The 11,739-nt window shown below is 35.7% G+C and carries 11 protein-coding genes; 9 read left to right on the plus strand and 2 right to left on the minus strand.

The genetic code is table 11. The features are described 5' to 3' along the window. Positions 1 to 333: 333 nt before the first annotated feature. The 9 genes from HNQ46_RS00185 to HNQ46_RS00225 all read left to right on the plus strand — a co-directional run bounded on the left by HNQ46_RS00185 (position 334) and on the right by HNQ46_RS00225 (position 10,160). A complete protein-coding gene (locus HNQ46_RS00185; protein ID WP_183681391.1) occupies positions 334 to 906 on the plus strand; it encodes a TetR/AcrR family transcriptional regulator in 573 nt (190 codons plus the stop codon). Between the two features lie 101 nt (positions 907 to 1,007). Continuing rightward, entirely contained in the window at positions 1,008 to 2,801 is a 1,794-nt protein-coding gene (locus HNQ46_RS00190) for an ABC transporter ATP-binding protein (protein WP_183681394.1), read from the plus strand. Positions 2,802 to 2,835: 34 nt separating this feature from the next. Continuing rightward, entirely contained in the window at positions 2,836 to 4,545 is a 1,710-nt protein-coding gene (locus tag HNQ46_RS00195) for an ABC transporter ATP-binding protein (RefSeq protein ID WP_183681397.1), read from the plus strand. A gap of 2 nt (positions 4,546 to 4,547) precedes the next feature. Further along, complete coding sequence (locus tag HNQ46_RS00200) at positions 4,548 to 6,065, plus strand: ABC transporter ATP-binding protein (RefSeq protein ID WP_183681400.1); 1,518 nt, start codon at positions 4,548 to 4,550, stop codon at positions 6,063 to 6,065. Beyond that, entirely contained in the window at positions 6,055 to 6,759 is a 705-nt protein-coding gene (locus HNQ46_RS00205) for an energy-coupling factor transporter transmembrane component T (RefSeq protein WP_183681403.1), read from the plus strand. Before HNQ46_RS00200 ends, HNQ46_RS00205 begins: the two co-directional genes overlap by 11 nt. Before the next feature lie 10 nt (positions 6,760 to 6,769). After that, positions 6,770 to 7,354: an MptD family putative ECF transporter S component gene (locus tag HNQ46_RS00210; RefSeq protein WP_183681405.1), complete on the plus strand. Its 585-nt coding sequence runs from the start codon at positions 6,770 to 6,772 to the stop codon at positions 7,352 to 7,354. Between the two features lie 376 nt (positions 7,355 to 7,730). Next, a complete protein-coding gene (locus HNQ46_RS00215) occupies positions 7,731 to 8,258 on the plus strand; it encodes a VanZ family protein (protein ID WP_183681409.1) in 528 nt (175 codons plus the stop codon). Positions 8,259 to 8,451: 193 nt separating this feature from the next. After that, on the plus strand, positions 8,452 to 8,985 hold the full coding sequence (locus HNQ46_RS00220) for a hypothetical protein (RefSeq protein ID WP_183681412.1): 534 nt from the start codon (positions 8,452 to 8,454) through the stop codon (positions 8,983 to 8,985). A 236-nt stretch (positions 8,986 to 9,221) separates the two neighbouring features. Next, a complete protein-coding gene (locus HNQ46_RS00225; protein ID WP_183681415.1) occupies positions 9,222 to 10,160 on the plus strand; it encodes a diacylglycerol/lipid kinase family protein in 939 nt (312 codons plus the stop codon). Positions 10,161 to 10,257: 97 nt separating this feature from the next. On the opposite strand, the gene HNQ46_RS00230 is transcribed toward HNQ46_RS00225, so the two are convergent. Next, positions 10,258 to 10,782, minus strand: a complete 525-nt coding sequence (locus HNQ46_RS00230; RefSeq protein WP_007156680.1) for a hypothetical protein — start codon at positions 10,780 to 10,782, stop codon at positions 10,258 to 10,260. A 218-nt stretch (positions 10,783 to 11,000) separates the two neighbouring features. After that, positions 11,001 to 11,615: a TetR family transcriptional regulator gene (locus HNQ46_RS00235; RefSeq protein WP_183681418.1), complete on the minus strand. Its 615-nt coding sequence runs from the start codon at positions 11,613 to 11,615 to the stop codon at positions 11,001 to 11,003. Between the last annotated feature and the right edge of the window lie 124 nt (positions 11,616 to 11,739).

Consider the following 11,739-nt stretch of genomic DNA (forward strand, 5'->3'; position numbering starts at 1 on the left):
TTTGCATAATCAAGGAGAAAAAAAGAGGAGATAATGATTATCTCTCCATTTCTATTACCCATATAGATTCCATGGTTTTTGCATACCTTGTAAAGATCTACCATTGTGGATTTCGAGGAAGAATGTTCAATCTCTTTTTTCGTAAGTGTCCGTACACTTACTGTGCTTGCTACATAAGAATAAATTAGAAAGTAAGCATTAAGCAAGTTTTGAAATTGTTATTAAATTATACTATAAGGACGCCATAATAATTCCCACATGTAACTAGACAAATATTGAATTTTGATTTATTATTAAATATAGATTCAGTATTAGTATAGAAAGAGGTGTGCTATGGCACAAGTATTAAAAGAAGAAGTTAGAAATAGAATACTCGAAGCAGCAGAAAAAGTATTTTATAAAAAGGATTATAGAGGTGCCAAATTAACAGAAATTGCAAAAGAAGCAGATATTCCTGTGGCACTAATTTATACCTATTTCAAGAATAAGGAAGTTTTGTTTGATGCAGTAGTAAGTTCTGTTTATATAAATTTCGAGTCAGCTTTTAATGAAGAAGAATCTTTGGAAAAAGGTTCTGCTTCTGAAAGGTTTGATGAAGTTGGAGAAAACTATATTCATGAACTTTTAAAAGAGCGTAAGAAGTTAATTATTTTGATGGATAAAAGCTCAGGAACGAAACATACAGAAGCAAAACACAAACTTATATCACAAATGCAGGCTCATATTGAAGTAAGTTTAAAAAGACAATCTAAACAGGAATATGATCCAATGCTTGCCCATATTTTAGCCAGTAACTTTACAGAGGGGCTACTTGAAATAGCAAGGCACTATCAAAGTGAAAAGTGGGCAAAAGATATGCTAAAACTTATTGCAAGGTGTTATTACAAGGGAGTGGAATCCCTGTAATCAGCACAAAAATAGACTTTGCGTAATCAGCAAAGTCTTACTTTAAACCCTAATACTGAATTAAAATTCAATATTATTCAATTTTGAAAGGAGTGTTGTTTATGCCGGAAAAAGAATTAAGGAAAAAAGTGATTGGGAAAAATGGTTTATCCAATTCACTTCTTGCTTTAAAAATAGTATGTGATTTGATACCACAAATCTTACTTGTATATTTGATTAGTTCTTTAATCACAAACAATATTAACGAAGGGAATTTAAAGTATATATTCTTGGGAATCTTTATATCGTTTGTATTAAAAGGTATGTTTTATTATTTTGCAACAAAGGTTGCCCATGAGAAGGCATACGAAAAATTGACAGAACTTAGGTTAGATATTATCGGGCATCTAAAAAAACTAAGTTTAGGATTTTTCAAAGAACATAATACTGGAGAGCTTACCAATATCGTTCAACATGATGTAGAGCAAGTGGAAGTATACCTTGCCCATGGTCTTCCGGAAATAATGTCAGTCACACTTCTGCCTACCATTATTTTTGTAGCTATGATTTTTGTGGATTGGCGTCTTGCACTTGGTATGATTGCCGGAGTTCCACTCATGTATTTGGTAAAAGTTCTTTCACAGAAAACAATGGATAAAAACTTTGCTATTTACTTTAACCATGAAAACAAGATGAGAGAAGAGCTAATGGAATATGTAAAAAATATTTCTGTGATTAAGGCTTTTGCTAAAGAAGAGGAGATTAGTGAAAGAACATTAAAAACGGCAAGAGAATATATTTACTGGGTTAAAAAGAGCATGGGAGCAATTACAATTCCAATGGGACTCATTGACATATTTATGGAAATTGGAGTGGTAATTGTCATGATTTTGGGAAGTATCTTTCTTTATCAGGGGAATATTACAACGCCTAATTTTATCCTTGCAATTATTTTATCATCTGCGTTTACAGCATCCATAAGCAAGACAGCCACTCTACAACATTTTTCTATTGTATTTAAGGAGGCATTAAAGGCGATTGGAAAAGTTTTAACAGTTCCGCTTCCAAAGAAAAAGACAGAACAAGGTTTAGAATTTGGAAACATAGAATTTAAAGATGTGAATTATGCATATGGAAAAGATGGATTTAAGCTTAAAAATATCAATTTGACTTTTAAGAAAAATAGTTTGAATGCCTTTGTAGGAGCAAGTGGTTGTGGAAAAAGTACCGTATCTAATTTGCTTATGGGATTTTGGGATGCGGACAGCGGACGAATAGAAATAAATGGGAAAGATATAAAGGATTACAGTCAGGAAAATATTTCAAATCTTATTGGAAGTGTGCAACAGGAGGTCATCCTTTTCGATTTAAGTATTTTCGACAATATTGCAATCGGGAAACTTAATGCGACAAAAGAAGAAGTCATAGAAGCTGCCAAAAAAGCGAGATGTCATGACTTTATTTCAGCATTGCCAAATGGATATGAAACACGAGTAGGTGAAATGGGAGTTAAGTTATCCGGTGGAGAAAAACAAAGAATCTCCATAGCAAGAATGATACTGAAAAATGCACCGATTTTAATATTAGATGAGGCAATGGCAGCTGTTGATAGTGAAAATGAAAGACTAATCGGTGAAGCAATTGACGATTTAAGCAAGGATAAAACCGTCATTACAATTGCTCATCATTTAAATACGATTAGAGATTCAGACCAAATTATTGTTATGGATAAGGGTATTGTTCTTGATGCAGGAAGCCATGAAGAGCTGATGAAAAGATGTGATTTTTATAAGGATATGGTTGAAGCACAGAACAAGGTAGATAGATGGGATTTGAAAGATAATAGTCTTTCACGAGCAAGGAACGGAGAGGATTGCGAGTGTATCAGCGATAGTCTTTCACGAGCAAGGAACTGAGTGGATTGCGAGTGTACGGAGGTGGTAACAGAAAATGTTTAGAGAAATGTTAAAACTACTTACAAAAACCGGCAAGAGAGATTTGATTATATCAAGTGTATTCTTTGCCCTTTATGGACTAAGCTCCATAGCCATGATTGTTATCGTATTTTCTATACTGTTCCAAATCTTTGATGGAACGAGCTTAGCAAGCCTATATAAATATTTTATTGCGATTGGATTACTTGTAGTCTTCAAAGGTATTTGTAATATGGTCGCAGATATGAAAAAGCATAGTGCAGGTTTTGATATTGTTCAGCAAATCAGAGAACGCATGATTATCAAATTAAAGAAATTCAGTTTGGGATTTTATACCAATGAAAGACTGGGAGAGATTAATACAATTTTACACAAAGATGTTGATAATATGTCCCTTGTTGTAGGACATATATGGTCGAGAATGTTTGGTGATTTTTTGATAGCTGCAGTCGTATTTGTTGGTCTTGCAAGTATTGATTTCAAGCTTTCTATTATTATGGCTGTATCTGTTCCGATTGCACTTATCTTTCTATATCTGACAATTAAGCAATCTGAAAAAATAGAAAATCAGAACAACTCAGCACTTCTTGATATGGTTAGCTTATTTGTTGAATATGTTAGAGGAATACCTGTATTAAAGAGTTTTTCAAACAATAAGAGCTTGGATAATGAGCTTATGAATAAGACAAAAAAGTTTGGAGAAACAAGCAAAGCAGCTTCAAGATTCAAGGCAAAACAGTTATCTATATTTGGGTTTTTACTGGATATTGGATATTTAATTCTTTTAATCGCAGGAGCAATATTTGTTGTAAAGGGAAGTCTTGATGTACTTCATTTTATTATCTTTGCAGTAATTTCAAAAGAGTTTTATAAGCCGTTCGCTTCTATGGAACAACACTATATGTACTATGTTTCGGCGATAGATAGTTACAATAGACTTTCGAGAATTTTATATGCAGATGTAATCCCGGACAAAGTGAATGGAATTGTTCCGAAAGATAATGATATAGCTTTTGAAAACATAGATTTTTCCTATGAAAAAGATGAATTTAAAATGGAAAAATTGAGCTTTTCTATTGCTGAAAAAACAATGACAGCCTTAGTTGGAGAATCAGGTAGTGGAAAGACTACTATAACCAACTTGCTTCTAAGATTTTATGATGTGCATAAAGGGAAAATTACACTCGGAGGAACTGATATAAGGGATATTCCTTATGATGAGCTTTTAGATCGTATCAGTATTGTCATGCAAAATGTTCAACTGTTTGATAACACGATTGAAGAAAACATCAGGGTAGGTAAAAAAGGAGCAACGAAAGAAGAAATTATTGAAGCTGCAAAGAAAGCAAGGATACATGATTTCATTATGAGTTTACCAAAAGCTTATGAAACGGATATTGGCGAAAACGGCGGAATATTGTCAGGTGGACAGAGACAAAGAATATCTATTGCAAGAGCCTTTCTAAAGGATGCACCTATTTTAATTCTTGATGAAATGACAAGTAATGTTGATCCTGTAAATGAATCTTTGATACAAGATGCTATTACAGAACTTGCAAAGAATAGAACTGTACTTGTAGTGGCTCATCATTTAAAAACAATTCAAAAAGCTGACCAAATTCTCGTATTTCAAAAAGGAAATTTACTTGAAAAAGGAAAGCATGGGGAACTTCTTGAGAAAGATGGTTACTACACAAAATTATGGAAAGCTCAATATGAGGTGTAACCATGATTTTGTTAAAAGATGTTTCTTATGAATGGGAAGATGGGCGAACTGCTTTAAAAAATATCAATCTTGAAATTAAAAAAGGTGAATTTGTTTTAATTTCAGGGAAAAGTGGAAGTGGTAAAAGCACTCTTGGAAGTGTAATGAATGGTCTTATTCCACATTATTACAAAGGCAAAATGAAAGGAGAAGCCTTTGCGTCCGGAAAAGATATAAGCAAATTATTACTTCATGAAGTAGGGCATATTGTAGGGACTGTATTTCAAGATCCAAGAAGTCAGTTTTTCACGACAACGACAGATGAAGAAATAGCTTTTGGGCTTCAAACTATCTGCAAATCAAGAGAGGAAATCAAACAGAGAGTAGAAGAAGTATATGCAGAGTTGGATACTCCGGAACTGAAAGGAAAATCTGTTTTTGAATTATCAAGCGGACAGAAGCAAAAGATAGCTATTGCAAGCATCTATGCGATGAATCCGAAAGTTTTAATTTTAGATGAACCCTCAGCAAATTTGGATATGAAAGCAACATTTGATCTGTTTTTAATTTTAGAAAAATTAAAGAAAAAAGGGACAACGATTGTTCTAATTGAACATCGTTTGTACTATGTAAAATCTTTATTTGACCATTTTCTTTTGATGAAAGATGGAGAAATTACGAAAGACTTAAGTCGGGAAGAAGTTATCCATCTTGAAAGGGCGTTTTGGGATGAAAATGGACTAAGAACTCTTGAATTAGAAGAATACAGGATAAGTGAGAAGAAAGATTCCTATCAATTAAATGAGGAAAGTATTAGTGGAAAAGGCTTGAAATTTTGTTACCCAAGTACAACTAAGGTTGGAAATAAGCAAAAACAGTACATCTTAAATCATCTTGATTTCAATATGGAGTGCGGAAAAGCCATTGGTCTTATCGGCTTAAATGGTACCGGGAAAACCACCTTTGCAAGAGTGCTTTCAGGACTTGAGAAGATAAAAGAGGGAACAATATGGGCGGGAAAAGATAAGTCGCTTAATCATAAAGATTTAATGGATATGTCATATTTTGTCTTTCAAGATTCAGACTATCAGTTATTTTCGGAAAGTGTACTTGATGAAATGCTGCTTGGTATGGAGGGTGAAGATAAAAAAGAAAATACTCAAAAGGCAAAGTCTATTTTGAGTGAACTTGGCTTAGACAAATATATTGATAAGCATCCGTTTGCTTTATCAAGAGGAGAAAAACAAAGACTGACAATAGCTTGTGGAATGATGAAACAGGCAAAGATTTTCATCTATGATGAACCAACATCAGGTTGTGATAAAGACTCAATGCTTTCCGTCGCAAAACTGATTGAAGAACAATTGAAAATTGGGACAACAGTTTTGGTAATAAGTCATGATTTTGAGTTTTTAGTAAACACAGTGAGTAGGCTCTGGGTAATGGGAGATGGAAAAATAGAAACTGTTTTAGATATGAGTGAAAGTAATAAATTTCTCATATTAGACAAGATGAGAGGAGGTAGGGAGCTTGTCAGATAGAAAAACTATAGATCCGAGAATAAAACTTACTCTACTTCCCATTGTTGGATTTACGACCTTTTTTATAAGCGATACAATTCTACTTTTCGGACTGATTGTCTTCGCCTTTTTTCTGTATGTATACAGTGGAATGTGGAAAAGAGCATTACGCTTTATCTTGTTTTTTGTGCTTTTATACTGCATAGAGTTAGGGCTTGGAAAGTTTTGCAAAGCAAGCATCGTATTTGCAATATATATGTTTATTTACTTTGCATCAAGAATGACCTTAATCGCTATGTTTGGTGGATATATAACAAAGACTACAAGTGTAAGTGAAATGCTGGAAGCGTTAAATAGAATGAAAGTACCAAGAAGCATTGGTATACCTTTTAGTGTTTTACTTAGGTTTGTACCAACTATAAAAATAGAACTCAAGGCATTAAAAGAGAATATGAAGATTCGAGGAATTATAACAAGCAGATTTTTCCCGTTGCTACATCCAATTAAATATATGGAATATACGCTTGTTCCGCTGTTAATGAGAATGATTAAAATTTCAGACGAATTGTCAGCTTCAGCACTTATTAGAGGACTTGATAGTGATGAGAAGAGGGTAACATTAACAGAATTGCGGTTTAGAAAAACAGACTTAATGATTGGACTATTAGGAGCTTTGATGATTGCTCTTGTGATAGTAATACAGAAAATTTATTAGGAGAACTCTTATGAAAAACAAATTGAATGGCCGTGATTTTATTACCATCGGAATTTTTAATGCAATTGGAATTGTCATATACATGGCAGTAGCATTTGCTATGGCAACAACAGTTATAGGAGGATTTATTGCTTCAGGAGTTAGCTTTATGATAGCTGCTACCGTTTATATTCTTATGGCTGTAAAAGTTAAAAAGAAGGGTGTATTTACAATATCAGGAACGCTTATTGGTTTAATTGCGTTGTCAGGAGGACATTTACCTCATGCAGTCTTTGCTGTAATCGGTGGAATTATATGTGATTTGATTATAGGAAATTATGAGAGCAAGGGACGAATGATTATTGGATATGGGACATTTGCATTAGCAGATTTTTTAGGAACAGTAATTCCTGTAATTTTATTCGGAACAGCTTCTTTCGTGGAAAGAGCATCAAAATGGAAAATGAGCGAAGCACAAATAAAGGAAGCATTATCTTATTTCAAAGTTTCGTGGGCAGTAGGATTTGGCTTGATAACTTTTGTTCTTGCTTGCATAGGAGCATTTGTTGCAACAAGGATACTTAAAAAACATTTTGAAAAAGCAGGAGTGATTTAATCAATCTTTGTTTGTGAGGGAAAACGGTTTCCTATTCCGGACAGGCGCTTTCCACTTTTCCGGAATAGCGGCTCCGCCGTACCGGAATATTCAGCCGGAATAATCATGTCCTTTCATTTTTCTTTATTAAAAACAATTTCACTAAGTGATTTTTTCTTGGAAATTTAGGTCAATAAAGAATTAATATTTTAGAAAACTTAATTATATTGCAATTTTTTTAGTTAAGTGCTAAAACCTATCACAATAGACAATAGCATACGGGTGAAAAGTACGGCGGACAATTATCTTCATTGAGAAGGCATTGAAAGTTTGGATTATATTTTGGAAGGAAGGACATCTCCAATCTATTTCCACAAATTTGAAAGGGGTGATTCTTATGATTAGTTTCCTTTTGCAATATCCTTATAGTAGAGTATTCATTTTGGCTTTGGTAATTGGACTGATTTACTTTATTTCTCTGAGGAGAGCGTATAGCTCAGGACATCGCTGGGGATTGATTGGCTATATGGCATTGCTTGTACTGATTTATCTTATTCCTCATAGCATAAGCCATAGGGATTTATCCATCCCGCAGATCCTTCAGAATATTGAGTTGAATCCGTTCTTGTTTTTGAGATACAACGTGCTATCCAATCTTATAATTGTAGTATCATTTCTTCCCTTACCGGGAGTTCTCCTTTCCGTAGTGAAGGAGAAAAAGAAGGTACTTCTCTATGCGGTATTGATTGGATTTGGTGTTGAATGTATTCAGCTTCTTTTGAATATCCTATTCCATTCCCCGATTTTTGTGGTGGATGTTAATGATATTGTCTTGTATACTTTGGCAAATTTCATTGGATACTCTCTGTTCCTTCTTTTACAGAACAGCAATATGTCCAGGCATCTTGGGACTCAAAAAGCTTAAGGTATAATAGACGATTCAAGAATTAGAATTTCTTGAATTCGTGAAGGGCATTTCAAGATTCTAAGTTCTTACAAAAACTTTACAAAACCCTGTATCTTTTTCCCCGTGGATTGTCATGGTAACGAAAAACGGATATACTGATAAAGTCGGTGAGATACCGGCTTTATTTTTCATTGTGAGGGGTAAGTTCTCTATGTTAAAAAGAGTTTCATTGTTAATGATGTGCCTACTGGGCATTTTATTATTTTCCTTCTCGGCTTTCGCGAAGGAGCAGTTACAGCTTCATGTGGAATATGTGGAAGGAAAGGTAAACGATCCTGTCAGCAAGTCTGCCAGAGTAGCTTACATTGTTCATGAGAATCCGGTATTCTCTGTATCCGGCAAGGGTGAGGTGGAAGTTGTAGCTTACAAGAACACCTACCTACAGGATGAGGACAAGGGTGTTCGCAATCGTTTATGGAAGAAGACTGTAAAGGACGGAGAGCAGTTTAGCTTTATTCCTGAGGAAGAGTTTCGGAATGCAGAAGAAGAGGGAACACTTTATGGACTTTCCGATTGTTATGTGTTGCGGATTCAGGAAAAGGGTAGTTCAGACTATCAGGAAGTTTTCGTAGGTGTTGTAGAAGAGAATACCTTTAAGGACTTCCAGGCTAAGGCGAAGGAAAAGGAAGCTCGCCTAGAACAGAAGATGAAGGACTTAGGTCCGGCGGCTAAGAAGACCGCATAATAAAAAAAGGAAGAGAGGAAGAATATCCAATCGGATGGATTCCTCTTTTTTAATAGTAAAAACTATGTGACTAGTCAGGAGTACGACATAATAGTAAGGTAATAATTCCGAAGTTACTTTGGATCTGTATTGTAATTCTACAAATAATTCCGAAGTCACTTTGGAGGTCTATTTAAATCCTAAAGAACAACACGGTAGGATTATCCCATGTAACGCATCAACTAAGAGGAAAGACCATGAAAAAAGTATTGCTTTTAATGAATGCACAGAGTGGACAGGGGAAGGGAAAGGAGCTTTGCTATCAGGTGGTAGAAGGTCTTTCTTTACTGGACTGTATGGTAACGGTCTTTCCTATTCTGCCGAAGCATAAGGACTTACGAACGGAAGAGCTGGTAAAAAAACTGGGTAAAGACTTCGATTTGTTAGTCTGTGCAGGAGGAGATGGAACACTGCATTATCTTATGAATGCCATTCTGAAAGAGAAGCTGGATATTCCCATGGGCTATATTCCCTGCGGCTCCACCAATGACTTCGCCCATTCTTTAGGGATTCCCAAGGATTTAGAGGAGAATCTTCGAGCCATGGTGGAAGGAGAGCGTTTTTCTTATGATGTGGGGAATCTTCAGGGGAGATTTTTTAACTATATTGCGGCCTTTGGAGCCTTTACCAAGGTAAGCTATGGGACAGATCAGGAATTAAAAAACAATTTGGGGCATTTGGCATATTTGCTGGAATCCCTTCGTACCTTACCGGAAAATATGAGCCAGAGCATTCCCTTAAAAATCTCTGCTGAAAATTTCTCCGAAGAGGGAGAGTATATTTTCGGAGCCGTTTCCAATTCCTATTCCGTGGCAGGCTTTTCAGGTCTGCCGGGACAGAACCTTCAGGAAAAGATGAATATAGATTTAGCGGACGGAGAATTCGAGGTTTTACTGATTCGTTCTCCGAAAAATATCGGAGAGCTGGGAGAGATTGCAGGAACCCTGCTTCGGGGGGATATCCCGGAAGATCACCCTTATGTGAGTTTTTTTAAAACCCAGTATCTGGAGTTTCAAGGGCAAAAGCCGGTGGAATGGACTTTGGACGGAGAGTTCGGGGGTGCCTATAAGACAGGAAATATCGAAATACATAAAAAGGCAGCAGGGATTATGCTTCCTAAGATAGAGAAGGAATAGGCTTTCTTGTAGACACCAAAGAATCCCCAAAATCAGGCAGAAATGAAATCATACCGCTTGATTTTAGGGATTCTTTTATCTCGTAAGAACTCACATTTTATACGGAAATGTTAATATCCTTATTGTCTTTTCCTTCTTCCTGATTAATGTACTCCTGCACAATAGCCGGATCAAAGGGCTTAGGATGATGCCATCCCGGAACCTTACTTTTAATATATCCCATAATCTTATCCATTTCTGAAAACTTTAACTCCTCTATGGTATAAAGAACGGACATTCTTTCCGGGCCATTCCTGGTCTTTGCATAGGCCTTGTATTTTTCGTTATAACTATGGACTTTCTCAAAGGAGCTCCCACCCTGTTCCTTTAAATATCTTTCTCTGATTTGGTGTTTCACTAAATCTTCAATATCTTTACTTATAGGTACAATATGCTTCGGCTCCACATCGGGGTTCCAACCACATAACCATCTGTCTCCACCTGTGGCTTCTGCATTCCGATAGGATCGTTCTAAGTCGGAAATAGATTGATTCCCATCGCTATCTGAAGAGCCCTGTTTAGAAGTGGCTTTCTCATAATCCTGTTTTTTAAGGGCATAATTCGCCATTTCAGTTACTGTCATAGTTTTACCTCTTAATCTATCTCCCTTTCTTTAAAAAATTTCATGCGGCTTAAGCATGCTATTTCATTTAATATATTATCGGTAAAATAAATAAATAAATAGAATGCGTTCCATTACAGAATATTTTTTAAGAAAAAGTGGCGAAGCTAGTGGGAACGTGCCCCAATGCAGACTTAAATTGTGTGGAAAAGCTATGGGTTGATTTTTTATGGTCCCTCTTATTTCGCAAATTCCTCCAATGCCGCCGGTATGGTGGATTGCAGGTACCGCAAGATAAATCGAATACATTCCTGCTTATTAAAGGGGGACTTTTTTTGAAGATATAAGAGCAGGATTTGTGCAATGCTGGCGATATAGCTGTCCACCAGCGTATCCAAAAACTTCTGCTCGATGCCTAAGGGATTGGAAGTTTCCGTTATTTTTCCCCCATTCCTCTTCAAGACATCCTCCATCCCCTTTTCCATGGCCCAGGAGATTACTTTACGGAAGTCCTTATTTAAGAAACGAACCAAAGCATCCCTCCCCATGGAATCATAGACACAGTTTACAAAATGACGGTTCTTCTCAATGGAATCAAAAACCAGGGCAAGAGAATTTTCATAGTCCTCCTGATTCTGAATTTCAAAAATCAATCTTTGACTTTCTTGTGTTACCATCCATTCCAAAAGTCCGTAAATATCCGGAAAATAATAATAAAAGGTCTTTCTATTGATGCCGACCTTTTCAATCAGCTCCCGAACGGTAATCTTTTCCAGGGGCTTTTTTTGTAAATAAAATTCCAAGGCTTCCGCCAACTGTCTTTGGGTTCTTTCCCTACACTCTTGTTTTTTCATTTTTATACCACATTTGTCCCATATTGTCCGTTTTTTTTCCTTTGCCAAAGGCTTAGGATATCTACTGTTGCTTATGGCTTTTTTTTTAGTATAGCAAAAAAAGGAGAAAAACAAAGAAATAAGC

The organism is Oribacterium sinus (genome assembly GCF_014202695.1).
GTDB classification, from domain to species: domain Bacteria; phylum Bacillota; class Clostridia; order Lachnospirales; family Lachnospiraceae; genus Oribacterium; species Oribacterium sinus.